The organism is Methylobacterium mesophilicum, from assembly GCF_036441335.1.
Taxonomy (GTDB): Bacteria; Pseudomonadota; Alphaproteobacteria; order Rhizobiales; family Beijerinckiaceae; genus Methylobacterium; species Methylobacterium mesophilicum_B.
In genome coordinates, this window is record NZ_MLBW01000015.1 from 24,126 (window position 1) to 43,201 (window position 19,076).

The 19,076-nt window shown below is 71.1% G+C and carries 16 protein-coding genes and 1 pseudogene; 12 read left to right on the top strand and 5 right to left on the bottom strand.

Translation table 11 applies throughout. The features are described from left to right. Positions 1–66: 66 nt before the first annotated feature. Positions 67–1,077 (bottom strand): SDR family oxidoreductase, encoded by a 1,011-nt coding sequence (locus MMR14E_RS09665; RefSeq protein WP_331313876.1) that lies wholly within the window; start codon positions 1,075–1,077, stop codon positions 67–69. Between the two features lie 190 nt (positions 1,078–1,267). Between MMR14E_RS09665 and MMR14E_RS09670 the strand changes: the two genes are divergently transcribed. The 4 genes and pseudogenes from MMR14E_RS09670 to MMR14E_RS09685 all read left to right on the top strand — a co-directional run. Then, the gene (locus MMR14E_RS09670) at positions 1,268–1,537 is read left to right on the top strand and encodes a hypothetical protein (RefSeq protein WP_331313877.1); all 270 of its coding nucleotides are present in this window, start codon (positions 1,268–1,270) and stop codon (positions 1,535–1,537) included. 158 nt (positions 1,538–1,695) lie between these two features. Then, complete coding sequence (locus MMR14E_RS09675; RefSeq protein WP_331313878.1) at positions 1,696–5,109, top strand: acyl-[ACP]--phospholipid O-acyltransferase; 3,414 nt, start codon at positions 1,696–1,698, stop codon at positions 5,107–5,109. A gap of 155 nt (positions 5,110–5,264) precedes the next feature. After that, positions 5,265–5,480 carry a hypothetical protein gene (locus MMR14E_RS09680; protein WP_331313880.1) on the top strand — a complete coding sequence of 72 codons (216 nt, stop codon included), beginning with the start codon at positions 5,265–5,267 and terminating at the stop codon, positions 5,478–5,480. A 202-nt stretch (positions 5,481–5,682) separates the two neighbouring features. Then, positions 5,683–5,973: pseudogene (locus tag MMR14E_RS09685) on the top strand (ammonia channel protein); the annotation flags it as partial. On the opposite strand, the gene MMR14E_RS09690 reads toward MMR14E_RS09685, so the two are convergent. The 4 genes from MMR14E_RS09690 to MMR14E_RS09705 form a co-directional block, all read right to left on the bottom strand. After that, positions 5,895–6,371, bottom strand: coding sequence for a hypothetical protein (locus tag MMR14E_RS09690; RefSeq protein WP_331313883.1), 477 nt, complete (start codon positions 6,369–6,371; stop codon positions 5,895–5,897). The pseudogene MMR14E_RS09685 and the gene MMR14E_RS09690 sit on opposite strands and share 79 nt — an antisense overlap. Next, entirely contained in the window at positions 6,368–7,201 is an 834-nt protein-coding gene (locus MMR14E_RS09695) for an ArsA-related P-loop ATPase (RefSeq protein WP_331313884.1), read from the bottom strand. The genes MMR14E_RS09690 and MMR14E_RS09695 overlap by 4 nt, the downstream gene beginning before the upstream one ends. A gap of 175 nt (positions 7,202–7,376) precedes the next feature. After that, positions 7,377–8,090 (bottom strand): MarC family protein, encoded by a 714-nt coding sequence (locus MMR14E_RS09700; RefSeq protein WP_331313885.1) that lies wholly within the window; start codon positions 8,088–8,090, stop codon positions 7,377–7,379. A gap of 5 nt (positions 8,091–8,095) precedes the next feature. Next, the gene (locus tag MMR14E_RS09705) at positions 8,096–8,830 is read right to left on the bottom strand and encodes a class I SAM-dependent methyltransferase (protein ID WP_273562738.1); all 735 of its coding nucleotides are present in this window, start codon (positions 8,828–8,830) and stop codon (positions 8,096–8,098) included. Positions 8,831–8,990: 160 nt separating this feature from the next. Between MMR14E_RS09705 and gloB the strand changes: the two genes are divergently transcribed. From gloB to odhB, 8 genes are all read left to right on the top strand, one after another. Further along, on the top strand, positions 8,991–9,767 hold the full coding sequence (gene gloB / locus MMR14E_RS09710) for a hydroxyacylglutathione hydrolase (RefSeq protein WP_331313887.1): 777 nt from the start codon (positions 8,991–8,993) through the stop codon (positions 9,765–9,767). A gap of 347 nt (positions 9,768–10,114) precedes the next feature. Then, positions 10,115–10,690, top strand: coding sequence for a TetR family transcriptional regulator (locus MMR14E_RS09715; RefSeq protein WP_012317921.1), 576 nt, complete (start codon positions 10,115–10,117; stop codon positions 10,688–10,690). Positions 10,691–11,089: 399 nt separating this feature from the next. Further along, positions 11,090–12,052 carry a malate dehydrogenase gene (gene mdh, locus MMR14E_RS09720; protein ID WP_331290984.1) on the top strand — a complete coding sequence of 321 codons (963 nt, stop codon included), beginning with the start codon at positions 11,090–11,092 and terminating at the stop codon, positions 12,050–12,052. A gap of 112 nt (positions 12,053–12,164) precedes the next feature. After that, positions 12,165–13,361, top strand: coding sequence for an ADP-forming succinate--CoA ligase subunit beta (gene sucC, locus MMR14E_RS09725; RefSeq protein WP_012317923.1), 1,197 nt, complete (start codon positions 12,165–12,167; stop codon positions 13,359–13,361). Positions 13,362–13,363: 2 nt separating this feature from the next. Further along, positions 13,364–14,248, top strand: coding sequence for a succinate--CoA ligase subunit alpha (gene sucD, locus MMR14E_RS09730; RefSeq protein WP_331313890.1), 885 nt, complete (start codon positions 13,364–13,366; stop codon positions 14,246–14,248). 173 nt (positions 14,249–14,421) lie between these two features. Further along, positions 14,422–17,409 carry a 2-oxoglutarate dehydrogenase E1 component gene (locus MMR14E_RS09735; RefSeq protein ID WP_331313893.1) on the top strand — a complete coding sequence of 996 codons (2,988 nt, stop codon included), beginning with the start codon at positions 14,422–14,424 and terminating at the stop codon, positions 17,407–17,409. A 10-nt stretch (positions 17,410–17,419) separates the two neighbouring features. Then, positions 17,420–17,719 carry a YciI family protein gene (locus MMR14E_RS09740; RefSeq protein ID WP_331313895.1) on the top strand — a complete coding sequence of 100 codons (300 nt, stop codon included), beginning with the start codon at positions 17,420–17,422 and terminating at the stop codon, positions 17,717–17,719. 49 nt (positions 17,720–17,768) lie between these two features. After that, positions 17,769–19,076, top strand: coding sequence for a 2-oxoglutarate dehydrogenase complex dihydrolipoyllysine-residue succinyltransferase (gene odhB, locus MMR14E_RS09745; protein WP_331313896.1), 1,308 nt, complete (start codon positions 17,769–17,771; stop codon positions 19,074–19,076).

Consider the following 19,076-nt stretch of genomic DNA (forward strand, 5'->3'; position numbering starts at 1 on the left):
TGGATTGCTTCCCCCCGCTCGCGAGGACGGTGGCAGGCCTGTCGACGGGATCGGGCTCGGCAGCCGTCAGGTCCGCCCGGGCAGGCGGCGCGCCGACCGGGCGGCGTGGACGGTGCCGGCGAGGCCGACGAGGGCGAGGCCGACGAGGCCGCCGACCACGACGTCGCGGGTGCGGCTCGTGACGAACTCGGCGCGGCCCGCCTTGGTCCGGCCGGAGAAGCGCCCGTCGATCCCGGCCGGGCCGGGCACGGGGGCCTCGAGATTGCCCGCCATCTCGGGGACGGTCTCGTCGGAGAGCTGCGCCGACCACATGGAGGCGGCCTTGCGGTCGGCGAGCGCCGGCGCCAGCGCCTGGGCGGCGGCCATCATCACCGACGACCGGCCGACCCAGACCTCGCGGCGCGGGTGCTCGACCGCGTACAGGATCGCCTCGGCGCAGAGCCGCGGGTCGAAGACCGGATCCGGCGCGTACTGGCGGTGGCCGGTGCGGTTGCGCGCCCAGTTGAACTGCGGCGTGTTGACCGCCGGCAGGTAGATCACGCTGAGGCTGACATTGACCCGGTCGTGCAGCAGCTCGCAGCGCAGGGCGTCGGTGAAGCCCGAGACCGCGAACTTCGCCGCGCAGTAGGGCGCCTGCAGCGGCGCCGCCCGGATCGCGAGGCCCGAGGAGACCTGGATGATCGCGCCGCGGTCGCGCCGCTTCATGTAGCGCAGGGCCGCGAGCGTCCCGTAGACCTGGCTCAGATAGGTGGTCTCGGTCACCCGCCGGTACTCGTCCGGGGTGATTCGGTCGGCCGGATTCACCACCGTCGACATGGCGTTGTTCACCCACGCGCGGATCGGGCCGAGTTCGCGCTCGACCCGCTCGGCGGCCGCGTCCACGGCCTCCGAGTCGGCGACGTCGGCGCCGATCGCCAGCACCGGCTGGCCGTAGGCCGCGAGCGCCCGCTCGGCCGCGGCGAGACGGCCGGGATCCCGCGCGATCACCGCCACCGACCAGCCGCGCGCGGCGAAGGCGTGCGCGGTGGCGAGCCCGATTCCGGCCGTGCCCCCGGTAACGACCGCAACCCGTGCCATACCCACCTCATCCTCGAGAGACCGAACCGGCAACACGGAACGGCGCGCTCGGTTGCGCCGCCGGACCGGGCCCGAACGTCACGGGGATGCCGATCGCGATGCCGATTTCCCGGCCCGAGACGCAACGTCCGACGGTGGCCGCTGTTGACTGCCTGTACCGCGTCATGCCGAACCATCGAGGGTCGCAGCCATGCGCACTGGACGACGCTTCTCCCTGTTCTCGCTGCCGATCGATCCCTGGCCGCAGGCGTCCCTGGCCGAGCGGACCGCCGTCGGGATGGTCCTGACCGGCCTGCTGCTCGTGCCGGCCTGCGCGGTCGGGGCCGCGCTCCTCGTGTTCACGACGCTCGCGGCCCACGTGTACTGGTCCTACGATCTCGGCGCGTCCCTCCGCGCGTTCATCACCCGCCACGCCGGGGCCGCCGTCGCGCGGCGCGGCCGGCTCGTCCACAAGGCCTGACGCGCGGGCGGGCGCGGCGCGCTGGCCGGGCGGCGCCGAGCCGTGCCGGTCCGCACGACCCGGCCGCGCGACCCCCGCGATCCCTGTGCGTTCGCCTCGGTCCGATTTGACCTGACCGTCCCTCGTGGGCCAGTCAGGCTCGGAACCGAGAGATCGCCATGTTCCGTACCCTGATGACTGCGCGGCGCTTCGCGCCGCTGTTCTGGTGCCAGTTCTTCTCGGCGTTCAACGACAATTTCCTGAAGAACGCGCTCGCCTTCCTGATCCTGTTCGGGATCGGCGGCCAGGCGGACGCCCATGCCGGCGTCCTCGTGACGCTCGCGAGCGCGGTGTTCATCGGGCCGTTCTTCATCCTGTCGGGTCTCGGCGGCCAGTGGGCCGACCGCTACGACAAGGCGCTCATGGCGCGGCGGCTCAAGTTCGCCGAGATCTTCGCGGCCGGCACCGCCGTGCTCGGCTTCCTCCTGCACTCGATCCCGGTGCTGTTCGTGGCGCTCGGCCTGTTCGGGACGATCGCGGCGCTGTTCGGCCCGATCAAGTACGGGATCCTGCCGGACCATCTCCGGCGCGAGGAGCTGCCCGCCGGCAACGCCCTCGTGGAGGCGGCGACCTTCCTGGCGATCCTTCTGGGCACGATCGCGGCCGGCGCGGCCTCGGCGATGGGCGGCTCGGGACTCGTGTTCGGCGTCCTGGTGATGGGCTTCGCCGTCCTGTGCTGGCTCTCGGCCCGGATGATCCCGGCGACCGGCGAGGGCGCCCCGGACCTGCGCGTCGACCCGAACGTCGCCCGCTCGACCTACGCGCTGCTGCGCGACCTCTGGGCCGACACGCGGCTGTGGCGCGGCTCGCTCACGGTGAGCTGGTTCTGGCTGGTCGGCGTGGTGGTGCTGTCGCTGCTGCCGGTGCTGGTGCGGGGCGCCTTCAACGGCACCGAGACGGTGATCACGCTGCTGCTGGCGCTGTTCTCGATCGGCATCGCGGTCGGGTCCGGCCTCGCCTCGTGGCTCGCCAGCGGCCGGATCGTGCTGCTGCCGACCCCGGTCGGCGCGGTGCTGATGGGCCTGTTCGGCCTCGACCTCGCCTGGACGGTCGGCCACCTGCCGGCACCGCCGGCCGAGCCGATCGGCCCCCTCGGCTTCCTGCAGACCGGCCACGGCCTGCGCACCGGGATCGACTTCCTCGGACTGGCGATCTCCGGCGGCCTCTACATCGTCCCGTCCTTCGCGGCCGTGCAGGCCTGGGCCGAGAAGGCGATGCGCGCGCGGATCATCGGCGCGGTCAACGTCATGACGGCGGCCTTCATGGTCGCCGGCACCCTGGCGCTCGCGGCGCTGCAGGGCGCCGGCCTCACGATCGCGAGTCTCCTCGCGGTGGTGGCGGTGCTGAACCTGATCGTCGGCGCGGTCGTGTTCGCGACCCTGCCGACCAGCCCGTTCCGCGACTTCCTGTCGATCCTGTTCCGGGCCTTCTACCGGCTGGAGGTCCGCGGCTTCGACAACCTCGCGGCGGCCGGGCCGAACGCCATCGTGGCCCTCAACCACGTCTCGTTCCTCGACGCGCCGCTCGCCCTGTCGCTCCTCGAGCAGGAGCCGGTCTTCGCCATCGACAGCGGCATCGCGCAGCGCTGGTGGGTCCGCCCGTTCCTGCGCGTCACGAAGGCGATGCCGCTCGACCCGACCCGTCCGCTCGCCACGAGGACGCTGATCAACGCCGTCAAGGGCGGCGAGACCCTGATCATCTTCCCCGAGGGCCGGCTCACGGTCACCGGCAGCCTGATGAAGGTCTACGACGGCGCCGGGCTGATCGCCGACAAGTCGGGCGCGATGGTCGTCCCGGTGAAGCTCGACGGGCTGGAGCGCACCGTCTTCTCGCGCCTGTCGCGCGGGCAGGTGCGCCGCCGCTGGTGGCCCAAGGTGACCGTGACGGTGATGCCGCCGGTGCGGCTGACCGTGGACCCCGCGCTCAAGGGCAAGGCGCGGCGGCAGGCGGCGGGCGCCGCCCTCTACGGGATCATGTCGGACCTCGTGTTCCGGACCGCCGACATCGACCGCGGCCTGATGGCGGCGCTGATCGAGGCGGGCGAGCGCCACGGCTGGGGCCGCAACGCCCTGGAGGATCCGGTCGGCGGCCGACTCAGCTACAGCCGGCTCGTGATGGGCGCCAACATCCTCGGGCGCAAGCTGATGCCGCTGGCGCCCGTGGGCGGCCGGATCGGCGTCATGCTGCCGAACGCCAACGGCGCCGCGGTGACGCTGTTCGCCCTCGCCTCCGCGGGCCGGGTGCCGGCGATGATCAACTTCTCGGCCGGCCCCGCCAACGTGCTCTCGGCCTGCCGGGCGGCGGAGGTCAGCCGGATCCTGACCTCCCGGGCCTTCATCGAGAAGGGGCGGCTGGGCCCGCTCGTCGAGGCGATCCGCGGCTCGGTCGAGCTGATCTACCTGGAGGACGTGCGGGCCGGCATCACGACGGGGGACAAGATCCGGGGGCTATTGGCGCCGCGCCGCCCCCTGGTGGCGCGCGCCGGCGAGGATCCGGGGGCGGTGCTGTTCACCTCGGGCAGCGAGGGCACGCCGAAGGGCGTGGTGCTGGCCAACCGCTGCATGCTCGCCAACGTGGCGCAGGTGGCGGCCCGGATCGATTTCGGCCCGATGGACAAGGTGTTCAACGTCCTGCCGGTGTTCCACGCCTTCGGGCTCACGGCCGGGCTGGTCCTCCCCCTGGTCTCTGGGGTGCCGGTCTACCTCTACCCGTCGCCGCTGCATTACCGGATCGTGCCGGAGCTGATCTACGGCTCGAACAGCACCGTCCTGTTCGGGACCGACACCTTCCTCACGGGCTACGCCCGGGCGGCCCATTCCTACGACCTGCGCTCGCTGCGCTACGTCGTGGCCGGCGCCGAGGCGGTGAAGGAGACCACCCGGAAGACCTGGGCGGAGAAGTTCGGGCTGCGCATCCTGGAGGGCTACGGCGTCACCGAGTGCGGTCCGGTCGTCGCGCTCAACACGCCGATGTTCAACCGGTTCGGCACGGTCGGGCGGATCCTGCCGGGCATCGAGACCTGCCTGGAGCCGGTGCCGGGGATCGACGAGGGCGGCCGCCTGTCCCTGCGCGGGCCGAACATCATGCTGGGCTACCTGCGCGCCGAGAAGCCCGGCGCGCTGGAGCCGCCGCCGGGCGGCTGGCACGACACCGGCGACATCGTGGCGATCGACCCGATGGGCTTCGTCACCATCAAGGGCCGGGCCAAGCGCTTCGCGAAGATCGCGGGCGAGATGGTGTCGCTCGCGGGGATCGAGGCGCTGGCCGCCGAACTCTGGCCCGACCGCCCGAGCGCCGTCGCGGCGGTGCCGGACGCGCGCAAGGGCGAGCGGCTGATCCTGTTCACGCAGGAGAAGGGGGCGACCCGGGCCGCCTACCAGGGCTTCGCCAAGAGCCGCGGCGCCTCCGACGTCGCGATCCCCGCCGAGGTGACGGTGCTGGACGCGATCCCGATGCTCGGCACCGGCAAGGTCGACCAAGTGGCCGTCACCAAGCTCGCGCTGGAGCGGGCGAAGGAGAACGCGGCGGCCTGACGGTCGCGACCGCGCGCGCCGCGTCACCCAAACGGGGGATGCGGGGCACCCCGGGATCCGCTCGTATCGCGAATACAGCCGTGATTCGAATTGCTTGACGCGTTCGGGGCACGGGTCTGCAGGGGGACTCGGGGCGCAACGGCGAGGGACAGATCATGCAGAAGGGCAGGCGAGTTCCGGCTTGGCTGGCGAGGCGGACCTACTTCAAGCGGATCGAGCGCTGGGTGAAGCCCGGCAAGGCGCGCAAGGCGGCGCAGCCCCCTGAGACGACGACCGCCGCGATGCCCTCCAACGTCGTGCCGTTCCCGATCCGGGTGAATCGCCCGGATCGCCCCGCCTTCGAGGACCTGCGGGGCGTCGGCACGGCCTAGAAGCCGGCCCCGGCCGGACCGGGGCCCGGCGCCGGAGGCGCGGATCGGCCCGGGGGCTTGTCGATCGCGCGGGAACACGGAATCCTGCGCTGTCGGAGCTGAAGCCGGGAGGATGCGTGCCGCACGACGGGTCGGATCCGCGCGCGTCGGCGCCGCCACGGAGGCGGGTCACGGGCCTGCGCGCGGCGCTCGCGGCGGCGGCGCTNGCGGCGGCGCCGCGGTGGCGTGGCTGTTCGCCGAGTGGGCCCTCAAGGGCAAGCCGTCCCTGCTCGGCATGCTGTCGGGCGCGGTCGCCGGCCTCGTCGCGGTCACCCCGGCCTCCGGCTTCGCCGGCCCGATGGGCTCGATCGTGCTCGGCCTCGTCGCCGGCGTGGTCTGCTTCGTGATGTGCTCCACCGTGAAGAACGCGCTGGGCTACGACGACTCGCTGGACGTCTTCGGCGTCCACTGCATCGGCGGCATCCTGGGCGCCCTGGCGACCGGCATCCTGGTCGCCTCGCAGGATTCCAGCGCCGCGGCGAGGCGCGCCGCGCTGGCCGCGGACCCGTAAGACAGGTTGAGGACAGTGACGAGGATCCCGACGCTCACGAGCACGCCGAGCGCGGCCGCGCCGAGCAGCACGGCGGTGATCAGCCGGTTGCGCCGCAGATCGGCGGTGAGCGCCCGGATGAGGTCCCGGTTGTGTTCGGCGAGACCGTTCCGCGCCGCCACCAGCTCGTTGTACATGTTGGTGATGGCGTTGGTGGACATGTACACTAGCAACAGGTGGACGACGAAGTCGTCGTCCGTCGTGGTGTTGAGGGCGGCCGCGATCCGCACCGCGAGCTGGCGCTCCCAGGGCTGGAGATCGCGGCCGTGGACCGACCGGTAGAACCGCTCGAGGTTGGTCACGGCCGGAGCGCATCCCGCCACGCCGTGTGGAAGTTGCGCCGCAGGCGGCGGCCCTCGACCCGCAGGCGCATCGGCGCGCTGTTCGCCAGGCCCTGCCAGGTCGTGTTCTGGACCCGCAGGGCCTCGATCAGCCGCTCACCGATCCGCTCGATCTCGATGACGCGGAAGTTCGACTGCTTCCGCAGGGACCGCACGAGGTCGGACGATTCGAGATAGTCGAAATTGGTCGCCTGGGCGGTGTTCTTCGCCAGGATCGCGCGGTCGCACTCGATCAGCATGGGCCGGAGTTCCCGCAGGACCTCCAGGGCGGTGGGATCGACCGCGCCGGCCGCGACGACCACGGCGAGCCGGATATTCGCCTCCCGGCAGCTCTCCACGATGATCTCCGTGCAGCGGCGGGTCGTCTCGGTGTCGCCGGCCGGGAAGTCGACCACGACGAAGCGCTCGGCCGCCTCGATCACGCGCTCGATCAGGTCCTGGCACAGGGTCGGGTCGACGCGGCCCGTGCTGTCCTCGGCGCGCAGGCGCTGCCGCACGGCGGTGATGCCGGGGCGGCGCGGGACGAAGTTGTCGCTGCCGGGGACGGTCTCCTGCATGAGCGCCGTGTGGAAGTGCCGGTTGGCCGGGTCGGTGTCGATCGCCAGCACCGGACCGGCCTCCGCGCAGAGATCGGCCACCTGGAGGGCGATGGTCGTCTTGCCGACACCGCCCTTGCCGCCGAGGCAGAGAACGAGAACCTTCGCGGCGGCGCCCAGGAGATCGCGCTGGATGTCGTGGATCTCGTCCGGGCTGTACCAGGCCGGAACCTTGATCTGCGTCGTGTCGGTCATGCGGTCTCTCCTTGCTGATACGTGCCGGGTGGCCGCGGCGCGCGGCACCGGCCTGCGGGATCTCGAGGATTCACGGGGTCGCGGCGGGACAGGCGGTCCGCGGCGGCGGGCCGCGCAGCGCGACCCCGTGAATCGGGCGGTGCCGGCCCGGCCGTGCCCGGCGCCTACCCGGACGTCACCGCGCCGCGGCGAGGGGCGCGAACACGTCGATGAGGCCGTTCACCAGGATCTGAGTCCCGACGCACAGGAGCAGGAAGGCGAAGAGGCGGCCCATCACCCGGGCGCGGGCCGGGCCGATGAAGGCCACCACCCGGTCGGCGGACGCGTAGAGGACCGCGACCGTGGCGGCGACCGCGAGGGCCGCCAGCGTGACGCCGACGTAGAAGCCGAAGCGCTCCGCGTAGGCCTCGGGCCGGTTGGCGCCGAGGGTGATGGCGACCGCGATCGTCCCCGGCCCCGTGGTGAACGGGAGCGTCAGGGGGAAGAAGGCGATCTCGGCGAGGGGACCGGGCGCCGGATCGCCCGGCGGCTCCGCCGGGACCGCCCCGCGGCCCGCCGAGCCCGAGGCCTCGGCCTGCTTGCGCGCCTCGCGGGCCTCCGGCCGGTTCAGCTGGGTCCAGGCCGACGACATGACCACGAGGCCGCCGGCGATGCGCAGCGCGCCCAGGGTGACGCCGAAGAAGTTCAGGATCGGCGTGCCGGCCCAGAGGGCCCCGAGCATCACCAGGGCGGCGTAGACGCCGATCCGGCGCGACAGCAGCACGCGCTCGGCGTGGCTGAAGGCGCCCGCCACCTGCGCGAAGATGAAGGCGCCCCCGACCGGGTTCACGATGGAGAAGAGGGCCGACAGGGCGAGCAGGAACTGCTGGGTCGTGAAATCGAGGCTCATCGGGGTCAGCCCGGGGAGGGGGCGGGCACCAGGACCCGGGCCGGCGCGAGGCGGCGGGCGCGCCGCACCTGCTGGACGGCCACCGGCCGGTAGAGCTGCTTCGTCGCGTCGACCACGTGCAGGCCCGCGAAGGGCAGGGACAGGCCGGTGCCGAGCCATTCCCAGGCGGGTCCGGTGCGCAGCATCAGGCGCGAGCGGGCCGGCGGCATGTACAGCGTCTCGGCCCAGCTCACCGGCGAGAACAGCGTGTCGCGCATGAGCCGCCCGAGCTGCGAGCGGCTGTAGGGCTGGCCGTGGCCGAACGGCGTCGCCTCGCGGCGCGCCCAGACGCCCCGGCGGTTCGGCACGACGAGGATCATGCGGCCGCCCGGCGTGAGCGTCCGCCAGACCTCCTGCAGCAGCTCCGTCGGGCTCTCCACCGATTCGAGGGCGTGGACCAGGATGACCCGGTCGATGGCGGCCTCCGGCAGCGGCATCATGGTGGGATCGGCGAGCGCCGCGCAGGAGCGCCCGGTGCCCGGCCAGTTCACCACGCCCTGCGTGGCCGGCATGAAGGCGAGGGTGCGCTCGGCGATGCAGTGGACCGGCCCGAGATACGGCGTCGCGTAGCCGATCCCGAGGACGCGCAGCCCCGAGACCGAGCCCAGGAAGTCGTGGAGCGCGCGGCCGACCACGCGATGCGTCGTGCGGCCCAGAGGGCTGGCGTAGAAGGCCCGCAAGCCGTTGACGTCGAGACGCATGGGAGAACAGGAGATCGCGGACGGAACGGTCGACGTAACCAATGGTGAGCCGCGCGCCGCGCGGCAAGCGCCGGAGGAACCCGGCCGGACCATCACCTGTTCACGGCAACAGATTTCGCGCCGCCTTGTGCCCGTCCGCGTTCCTGGGAGACCCCGTCCGATGGCCGCCGAGACCGAGATTCGCACCTTCCTCTGCCGCAGCGACAATATCGGCGTGCTGATCCGCGATCCGCAGACCGGCGCCTGCGCGGCGATCGACGTGCCGGAAGCCGGGCCGGTCCTCAGGGCCCTCGACGAGACGGGCTGGCGGCTGACCGACATCCTCGTGACGCACCGGCACGGCGACCACGTCGAGGGCATTCCGGAGGTGAAGCGGGCGACCGGCGCCCGGGTGGTCGCCCCCGCGAAGGCCGGCGACGCGGTCCCGCAGGTGGACGCGACGGTCCGGGAGGGCGACACGGTCGCGGTCGGCCGCCTCGAGGCGCAGGTCTGGGAGACGCCGGGCCACTGTGCCGACCACGTGACCTACTGGTTCGCGCAGGCCGGCCTCGTCTGCGCCGGCGACACCCTGTTCACCCTCGGCTGCGGACGCGTGATGGAGAGCCCGCCCGAGATCCTCTACCGCTCGCTCCGGCGCTTCGACGACCTGCCCGACGCGACGCGGGTCTTCAGCGGCCACGACTACGTACTCTCCAACGCGCGCTTCGCCCTCGCGGCCGATCCGGACAACCCCGAGCTCCAGAAGCGGCTCGCCGAGGCCGAGCGGGCCCGGGCCGAGGGGCGGTTCCTCATCCCCTCGACCATGGGCGCCGAGCGGGCGACCAACCCGTTCCTGCGCAGCGGGGAGCCCGCCCTGGCGAGATCCGTCGACCTACCTCCGGAGAGCGATCCCGAGGCGGTGTTCGTCGCCTTGCGGGCGTGGAAGAACCGCTTCTGACGCAGGTGATAACGAGAAAAATTTGTTGCCTTCTCAAGGCAAACTGACACATAGGGGTATTTAAGCGGTCCTAATCCGCTCGGTAACCGGGCTCCCGGGGGGAAGCCGTAACGTCAACGCGAAGCGCCGGGACGCTTCAGCCGGTCTGATGGGGGTCCGTCTCGCCCTACCACCTGTCCACTTCCCGCCTTCCGCTTCCTTTCCTTAAACCAGAGTCCGACGGGTCCAAGGAGGAGGCGCTCAGCGCCAAGGCCAAGATCTCCGTCGCCGACGCCGAATCCGGCACACTCCGCGAGAGCGGCGACGCGGCCAGTCCCGCCCGTCCGCGGGCGCCGGTCGCGGCCGACGTGCGGCTCCTCGGGATCGCCACCGAGCACCTCTCGCGGCTCGGGCCCAAGCGGGTGACGGTCGTGGCCGTCGCCGCCGAGGCCGGCATGACGCACGCGAACGTGTACCGCTACTTCCCGTCGAAGGACGCGCTCCTCGACGCGGTGGCGGGCCGCTGGCTGCGCGAGGTCGAAGCCCGGCTCGCCGGCATCGCCGACGCCCCCGATCCCGCCGACGACAAGATCGAGCGCCTCCTGACCGCCCTCGCGACGGTCCAGCGGGACGCCCTGTTCGACGAGCCGAACCTGTTCGCGGTCCATCTCGACGCCACCGTGTCGGCCCGGCCGATCGCCCGGCGGCATCGCGTCCGGCTGCGCAGCCTCGTCGAGCGCGTCGTCGAGGAGGGGATCACCTCGGGGATCTTCTCGGCCCGGGACCGGGAGCGGGCGATCGCCTACATCTTCGACGCGAGCTACCGCTTCACGCATCCGCTGGCGATCCAGCACGATGCCGAGGTGCCGCGCGACCTGATCGAGGCCCGGTTCGGCGCCGTCATCCACGCGATCCAGCGGGTCCTGCGCTCCGGCATCCTCTGATCCACCGCGCCCGCACGGGATATCGCGAAGGCCCGGACACCCCGTCCGGGCCTTCGTCGTTTCCGCGATCCGGCGTCCCGGGCCGCTCGCGGAGACCCGAAATGACAGGTTTTCAGATCTGTCATCGCGCCCCGGAAGCGGCCGCGCGGCCGGGTGCACTGCACCTAAAACACTCGCGACGTTGACGTTTCCGAGGGGCCGTCGGGCTCCCCGCGGGCGTCCGGAAGCCCCGGACGCGCCGCCCGCGCACCCCGCATCGGGTTGAAGCCACGGTGCTTTTCCGCCACACAGCCGCGCAGATTTCAGAGTGGCGAATCCGGCCTCGGACCCCGGCGGACGAGCAGTCCCGGCCTCGCGCAACGCATCACCGAAGTCGAACGCAGCGGAGACACATCCGACATGGCTCGCAACAAGATCGCGCTCATCGGCGCCGGCCAGATCGGCGGCACCCTGGCCCTCCTGGCCGGCCTCAAGGATCTCGGGGACGTGGTGCTGTTCGACATCGTCGACGGCGTGCCGCAGGGCAAGGCCCTCGACATCGCCGAGGCCGCCCCGGTCGAAGGGTTCGACGCGACCTACGCGGGCGCCAGCGACTACGCGGCCATCAAGGGCGCCGACGTGGTGATCGTCACCGCCGGCGTGCCGCGCAAGCCCGGCATGAGCCGCGACGACCTGATCGGCATCAACCTCAAGGTGATGCAGGCGGTCGGCGAGGGCATCAAGACCCACGCGCCGGACGCCTTCGTGATCTGCATCACCAACCCGCTCGACGCCATGGTGTGGGCGCTGCAGAAGTTCTCGGGACTCCCGACCAACAAGATCGTCGGCATGGCCGGCGTGCTCGACTCGGCGCGCTTCCGCCACTTCCTGGCCGAGGAGTTCAAGGTCTCGGTGGAGGACGTCACCGCGTTCGTGCTCGGCGGCCACGGCGACGACATGGTGCCGCTGACCCGCTACTCCACGGTGGCGGGCGTGCCGCTGACCGACCTCGTCAAGCTCGGCTGGACCACCCAGGAGAAGCTCGACGCCATGGTCGACCGCACCCGCAAGGGCGGCGGCGAGATCGTCAACCTGCTCAAGACCGGCTCGGCCTTCTACGCGCCCGCCGCCTCCGCCATCGCCATGGCCGAGAGCTACCTGCGCGACAAGAAGCGGGTCCTGCCCTGCGCCGCCTACCTCGACGGCGAGTACGGGGTGAAGGGCATGTTCATCGGCGTGCCGATCGTGATCGGCGCCAACGGCGTTGAGCGCGTGCTCGAGGTGACCTTCGACGCGGCCGAGAAGGCCATGTTCGACAAGTCGGTCGCGTCGGTGACGGGCCTCATCGAGGCCTGCAAGGGCGTCGACAGCAACCTCGCCTGACCGGTAAGCGGATACCGGGCAGCGCGTAGCGTTCGGAGATTCGGATCCCGATCGCTCGATCTCTCTACGCGCCGCCCGCTGCCACCTATTCGCTCCTCCCTACGAGGCTCCGATGAATATCCATGAATACCAGGCCAAGGCCGTGCTGAAGGAGTTCGGCCTGCCCGTCTCCCGCGGCGTGGCCATCTTCAACCCGTCGGAGGCCGAGGCCGCCGCCAAGGAGCTCGGCGGTCCCGTCTGGGTCGTGAAGAGCCAGATCCACGCGGGCGGCCGCGGGAAGGGCACCTTCAAGGGCGCGCCCGAGGGCGCCAAGGGCGGCGTCCGGGTCACCAAGTCGATCGACGAGGTGAAGCAGTTCGCCGGCGAGATGCTCGGCCAGACGCTGGTGACGATCCAGACCGGCCCGGCCGGCAAGCAGGTGAACCGCCTCTACATCGAGGAGGGCGCCCAGATCGCCGAGGAGTTCTACCTCTCGATGCTGGTCGACCGCGCCACGGGCGGCGTCGCCTTCGTGGTTTCCACCGAGGGTGGCATGGACATCGAGGCTGTCGCCCACGACACGCCCGAGAAGATCCACACGATCGCGGTCGATCCGGCCACGGGCGTGATGCCCCATCACGGCCGCGCCGTCGCCAAGGCGCTGGGCCTGTCGGGCGCCCAGGCCAAGGAAGCGGCCGCGCTGACCGAGAAGCTCTACGCGGCCTTCGTGGCCAAGGACATGAGCCTCCTCGAGATCAACCCGCTGGTGCTGACCGCGGACGGGCACCTCAAGTGCCTCGACGCCAAGATGGCCTTCGACTCGAACGCCCTCTACCGGCACGCCGACATCGTGGCGCTCCGCGACGAGACCGAGGAGGACGCCAAGGAGATCGAGGCGTCGAAGTACGACCTCGCCTACATCGCGCTCGACGGCACGATCGGCTGCATGGTCAACGGCGCCGGCCTCGCCATGGCGACGCTCGACATCATCAAGCTCTACGGCGAGGAGCCGGCGAACTTCCTCGATGTCGGCGGCGGCGCCTCGGAGGAGAAGGTCACGGCGGCGTTCAAGATCATCACCGCCGACCCGAACGTGAAGGGGATCCTCGTCAACATCTTCGGCGGGATCATGAAGTGCGACGTGATCGCCAACGGCGTGATCGCCGCCGTGAAGGCGGTGGGCCTGCAGGTGCCGCTGGTGGTGCGCCTCGAGGGCACCAACGTCGAGCAGGGCAAGGCCATCATCCGCAACTCGGGCCTCAACGTGATCCCGGCGGACGACCTCGACGACGCCGCCCAGAAGATCGTCGCCGCCGTGAAGGGAGCCTGATCATGTCGGTGATGATCGACGCCAACACCAAGGTCATCTGCCAGGGCTTCACCGGCAAGAACGGGACCTTCCACTCGGAGCAGGCCATCGCCTACGGCACCAAGATGGTCGGCGGCACGAGCCCCGGTAAGGGCGGCTCCAGCCATCTCGGCCTGCCGGTCTTCGACACGGTCGCCGAGGCCCGCGAGGCCACCGGCGCCGAGGCCTCGGTGGTCTACGTGCCGCCGCCCGGCGCCGCCGACGCGATCTGCGAGGCGATCAGTGCCGAAGTGCCGCTGATCGTCTGCATCACGGAGGGCATCCCGGTGCTCGACATGGTGCGGGTGAAGCGGGCGCTGACCGGCTCGAAGTCGCGCCTCGTCGGGCCGAACTGCCCCGGCATCGTCACGGCCGGCGAGTCGAAGATCGGCATCATGCCGGCCAACATCTTCCGGCCGGGCTCCGTCGGCATCGTGTCCCGCTCGGGCACGCTGACCTACGAGGCCGTGTTCCAGACCTCCAACGCCGGCCTCGGCCAGACGACGGCGGTCGGCATCGGCGGCGACCCGGTGAAGGGTACCGAGTTCATCGACGTGCTGGAGCTGTTCCTGGCCGACCCGAAGACCGAGTCGATCGTGATGATCGGCGAGATCGGCGGCTCGGCCGAGGAGGAGGCCGCCCAGTTCCTGAAGGACGAGGCCAAGCGCGGCCGCAGGAAGCCGATGGTCGGCTTCATCGCCGGCCGCACGGCGCCTCCGGGCCGCCGCATGGGCCATGCCGGCGCGATCATCTCGGGCGGCAAGGGCGGCGCCGAGGACAAGATCGCCGCCATGGAGGCCGCGGGCATCCGCGTGTCGCCGTCGCCGGCGCGGCTCGGCTCCACGCTGGTCGAGGTGCTCAAGGGCTGAGGCCCCGCGCGCCTGCGTTGCGGCCATCGCGGGGCCGCAACGCCCATATCGGGCGTGCAGACGATCTCAGCGGGGCGGTCACCCGCCCCGTTTCGGTTTGAGGGCGATCCGCCGCGCGGACGGGGAGCCCGGAGGGCAGGGGAGCCTGCCCGCGCGATCAGGATGGACGCACCATGGCACGCCAGGACGTGAACGAAGCGCTCCTCGAAACCTCGTTCCTCTACGGCGCCAACGCCGCCTACATCGAGGAATTGCAGGCGGCCTACGCCCGCAACCCGTCCTCGGTGGATCCGGAGTGGCAGACCTTCTTCAAGGGGCTCGGCGAGGACGAGACCCTGGTCGAGAAGAACGCCGCCGGCGCGTCCTGGGAGCGGCCGAACTGGCCGGTGCCGCTCAACGGCGAGCTGGTCTCGGCGCTCGACGGCAACTGGGGCGCCCTGGAGAAGGCGATCGGCGACAAGATCGTCGCCCGCGAGGGCAAGGACGCCAAGCCCGGCAAGCCGCAGGACAGCGTCACCGCCACCACCGGCGTCTCGGTGGAGCAGGCCACCAAGGACTCGGTGCGGGCGATCATGCTGATCCGCTCCTACCGCATGCGCGGCCACCTGCACGCCAAGCTCGACCCGCTGGGCCTCGCCCCGCGCGGCGACCACGAGGAGCTGCACCCGCAGCATTACGGTTTCCAAGAGAGCGACTGGGACCGTCCGATCTTCCTCGACAACGTGCTCGGCCTCCAGTTCGGCACGATCCGCGAGATCGTCGACATCCTGGAGCGGACCTACTGCCAGACGCTCGGCGTCGAGTTCATGCACATCTCCGACCCCGCCGAGAAGGCGTGGATCCAGGAGCGCATCGAGGGCAAGGACAAGGAGATCTCCTTCACCCCCGAGGGCCGTCGGGCGATCCTCAACAAGCTGATCGAGGCCGAGGGCTTCGAGAAGTTCCTCGACCTCAAGTACACCGGCACCAAGCGCTTCGGCCTCGACGGCGGCGAGTCGATGATCCCGGCGCTGGAGCAGATCATCAAGCGCGGCGGCGCGCTGGGCGTCCGCGAGATCGTGCTCGGCATGGCCCATCGCGGCCGGCTCAACGTGCTGACCAACGTGATGGCCAAGCCGTTCCGGGCGGTGTTCCACGAGTTCAAGGGCGGCTCGGCCTCCCCGGCCGAGGTCGAGGGCTCGGGCGACGTGAAGTACCACCTGGGCGCGTCCTCGGACCGCGCCTTCGACGGCAACAACGTCCACCTGTCGCTCACCGCGAACCCGTCGCACCTGGAGATCGTCGATCCGGTGGTGCTCGGCAAGGTCCGCGCCAAGCAGGACCAGTGGGCCAAGCCCAACATCGAGCGCCGCACGGTGCTGCCGCTCTTGATCCACGGCGACGCCGCCTTCGCGGGCCAGGGCGTGGTGGCGGAGTGCTTCGGCCTGTCGGGCCTGAAGGGCCACCGCACCGGCGGCTCGGTGCACTTCATCATCAACAACCAGATCGGCTTCACGACCGATCCGCGCTTCTCGCGCTCCTCGCCCTACCCGTCCGACGTCGCCAAGATGGTCGAGGCGCCGATCTTCCACTGCAACGGCGACGACCCGGAAGCCGTCACCTTCGCCGCCAAGGTCGCGGTCGAGTACCGGCAGAAGTTCGGCAAGCCGGTCGTCATCGACATGCTCTGCTACCGCCGCTTCGGCCACAACGAGGGCGACGAGCCGGCCTTCACCCAGCCGAAGATGTACCAGCGGATCCGCAAGCACCCGTCGGTGCTGGAGAATTACGGCCGCAAGCTCGTCGAGAACGGCTCCGTCACCCAGGAGGCGCTCGACGCCCGCAAGGCCGAGTTCCGCGGGATGCTCGACAGCGAGCTCGACGTCGCCACCAACTACAAGGCGAACAAGGCCGACTGGCTCGACGGCCGCTGGTCCGGCGTGAAGGCCGTGCACGAGGACGTGGACGATCCCCGCCGCGGCCGCACCGCCGTGCCGGCCGAGACCCTGCAGGAGATCGGGCGCAGGATCACGCAGGCGCCGCCCGGCTTCCACCTGCACCGCACGATCCAGCGCTTCATGGACAACCGCGCCAAGGCGGTGGAGACGGGGGTCGGCATCGATTGGGCGACCGCCGAGGCCCTGGCCTTCGGGGCGACGCTCCTCGACGGCAACCGGGTCCGCCTCTCGGGTCAGGACGTGGAGCGCGGCACCTTCTCGCAGCGCCACGCGGTGGTGATCGACCAGGAGAACGAGCAGCGCTTCACGCCGCTCAACGCCATCCGCGAGGGGCAGGCCGCGATCGAGATCATCAACTCGATGCTCTCCGAGGAAGCGGTGCTCGGCTTCGAGTACGGCTACTCGCTCGCCGAGCCGAACGCCCTGGTCCTCTGGGAGGCCCAGTTCGGCGACTTCGCCAACGGCGCCCAGGTGGTGATCGACCAGTTCATCGCGTCCGGCGAGCGCAAGTGGCTGCGCATGTCGGGCCTCGTGCTGCTGCTGCCGCACGGCTACGAGGGCCAGGGCCCCGAGCACTCCTCCGCCCGCCTGGAGCGCTACCTCCAGGCCTGCGCCGAGGACAACATGCAGGTCGCCAACGTCACGACGCCGGCAAACTACTTCCACATCCTGCGCCGGCAGCTGAAGCGCGACTTCCGCAAGCCGCTGGTGCTGATGACGCCGAAGTCGCTGCTGCGCCACAAGCGCGCCGTGTCGAGCCTCGACGCGCTGGCCGAGGGCTCGACCTTCCACCGCGTCCTCTGGGACGACGCCGAGGAGGAGGGTGCGCAGAACAAGCTCGTGCGCGACGACAAGATCCGCCGCGTCGTGCTCTGCTCCGGCAAGGTCTACTACGACCTCCTGGAGGAGCGGGAGAAGCGCGGCCTCAACGACATCTACCTGATGCGCGTCGAGCAGCTCTACCCGTTCCCCCTGAAGGCCCTGGCCAACGAGATGGCCCGCTTCCGCAACGCCGACGTGATCTGGTGCCAGGAGGAGCCCAAGAACATGGGCGCTTGGTCCTTCGTCGAGCCCTACCTCGAGTGGGTGCTCGGCCAGGCCGGCTCCGCGGTGAAGCGCGCCCGGTACGTCGGGCGTCCGGCCTCCGCCTCCACGGCGGTCGGCCAGATGTCGAAGCACCAGGCGCAGCTTCAGGCCTTCCTCAACGAGGCCCTGGCGGTCTGAGCGTCCGGCCATGGCCTATTTCCTGCTCCGCCTGGAACCGCCCCGCCCGAGCTTCCCGTTCGACGCGACGGAGACCGAGAGGGCGCTGTTCTCGGCGCATTCCGGCTACTGGATGGAGCGGGCGGCCGCTGGAGCCGCCATCGCGGTCGGACCCGTCTTCGAGTCCGGCGGCACCTGGGGCCTGGCCCTGGTCGAGGCCGACGACGCGGCCGAGGCCGAGGCGCTCGGCGAAGCAGATCCCGTCCTGATGGCGCAGGCAGGCTTCCGGTACACCGTCTCGCCCGTTCCGTCCCTGATCCTGCGGCGCTGACGTCGCGGCCCGACATCCAGAGGAGGCCCCCCAGGGGGCAGAAGAGAGCATGGCAACCGACATCCTCGTCCCGACCCTCGGCGAATCCGTCAGTGAGGCCACGATCGGCCGCTGGTTCAAGAAGCCCGGCGACACGGTCGCGGCCGACGAGCCGATCGTCGAGCTCGAGACCGACAAGGTCACGCTGGAGGTGAACGCGCCGGCGGCCGGTCAGCTGGGCGAGATCCTGGTCAAGGACGGCGAGACCGTGGAGCCCGGCGCCCTGCTCGGCTCGATCGTCGAGGCCGGTGCCGGTGGCGGCAAGAAGGCCGCCCCGAAGGAGGCCGCCGAGACCAAGGCCGAGACCCGGAGCGAGGCCCCGAAGGCCGCCGCGCCCGCGAAGGCCGAGGCGCCGGCCCAGGAATCCTCAGCCGGCTACGGCAACCACGGCGAGGCCGCCCCCGCGGCCCAGCAGCGCCCGGTGGGCGACAACGGCCCGGCGGTGGCGAAGCTCGCCCGCGAGTCCGGCGTCGATCCGTCGTCGGTGAACGGCTCCGGCAAGGACGGTCGCGTCACCAAGGGCGACATGCTCGGCGCCATCGCCAAGGGACCCTCCGCCGCCCCCGCCAAGGAGGCCCGCCCGACCCTGCCGCGTGCCCCCTCGGCGCCGGACGACGCCGCGCGCGAGGAGCGCGTGCGCATGACCAAGCTGCGCCAGACCATCGCGCGCCGCCTCAAGGACGCGCAGGACACCGCGGCGATGCTGACGACGTTCAACGACGTCGACATGTCGGCCGTGATGGCGATGCGCAGCCAGTACAAGGACATCTTCGAGAAGAAGCACGGCACGAAGCTCGGCTTCATGGGCTTCTTCACCAAGGCGGTGATCGGCGCCCTCAAGGACGTGCCGGCGGTCAACGCCGAGATCGACGGGCAGGATCTCGTCTACAAGAACTACTACCACATCGGCATCGCGGTCGGGACCGATAAGGGCCTCGTCGTGCCGGTGGTGCGCGACGCCGACGACCTGTCGATCGCCGGCATCGAGAAGAAGATCGCCGGCTTCGGAAAGAAGGCCCGCGACGGCAAGCTCTCCATCGAGGAGATGCAGGGCGGCACGTTCACGATCACCAACGGCGGCATCTACGGCTCGCTGATGTCGACGCCGATCCTCAACGCGCCGCAATCGGGCATCCTCGGCATGCACCGCATCGAGGAGCGCCCGGTGGTCCGCGCCGGCAAGATCGAGGCGCGGCCGATGATGTACCTCGCCCTGTCGTACGACCATCGCATCGTCGACGGTAAGGAGGCCGTGACCTTCCTGGTGCGGGTCAAGGAGGCGCTGGAGGATCCGGCGCGCCTCGTGCTGGACCTCTGA

Excerpts from the sequence above, each read along its gene's own strand:
- MMR14E_RS09735 (WP_331313893.1), top strand. The coding sequence starts at position 14,422 with ATGGCACGCCAGGACGTGAACGAAGCGCTCCTCGAAACCTCGTTCCTC.
- sucD (WP_331313890.1), top strand. The coding sequence starts at position 13,364 with ATGTCGGTGATGATCGACGCCAACACCAAGGTCATCTGCCAGGGCTTC.
- sucC (WP_012317923.1), top strand. The coding sequence starts at position 12,165 with ATGAATATCCATGAATACCAGGCCAAGGCCGTGCTGAAGGAGTTCGGC.
- gloB (WP_331313887.1), top strand. The coding sequence starts at position 8,991 with ATGGCCGCCGAGACCGAGATTCGCACCTTCCTCTGCCGCAGCGACAAT.
- odhB (WP_331313896.1), top strand. The coding sequence starts at position 17,769 with ATGGCAACCGACATCCTCGTCCCGACCCTCGGCGAATCCGTCAGTGAG.
- MMR14E_RS09740 (WP_331313895.1), top strand. The coding sequence starts at position 17,420 with ATGGCCTATTTCCTGCTCCGCCTGGAACCGCCCCGCCCGAGCTTCCCG.
- MMR14E_RS09695 (WP_331313884.1), bottom strand. The coding sequence starts at position 7,201 with ATGACCGACACGACGCAGATCAAGGTTCCGGCCTGGTACAGCCCGGAC.
- MMR14E_RS09700 (WP_331313885.1), bottom strand. The coding sequence starts at position 8,090 with ATGAGCCTCGATTTCACGACCCAGCAGTTCCTGCTCGCCCTGTCGGCC.
- MMR14E_RS09705 (WP_273562738.1), bottom strand. The coding sequence starts at position 8,830 with ATGCGTCTCGACGTCAACGGCTTGCGGGCCTTCTACGCCAGCCCTCTG.
- mdh (WP_331290984.1), top strand. The coding sequence starts at position 11,090 with ATGGCTCGCAACAAGATCGCGCTCATCGGCGCCGGCCAGATCGGCGGC.
- MMR14E_RS09675 (WP_331313878.1), top strand. The coding sequence starts at position 1,696 with ATGTTCCGTACCCTGATGACTGCGCGGCGCTTCGCGCCGCTGTTCTGG.
- MMR14E_RS09670 (WP_331313877.1), top strand. The coding sequence starts at position 1,268 with ATGCGCACTGGACGACGCTTCTCCCTGTTCTCGCTGCCGATCGATCCC.
- MMR14E_RS09680 (WP_331313880.1), top strand. The coding sequence starts at position 5,265 with ATGCAGAAGGGCAGGCGAGTTCCGGCTTGGCTGGCGAGGCGGACCTAC.
- MMR14E_RS09665 (WP_331313876.1), bottom strand. The coding sequence starts at position 1,077 with ATGGCACGGGTTGCGGTCGTTACCGGGGGCACGGCCGGAATCGGGCTC.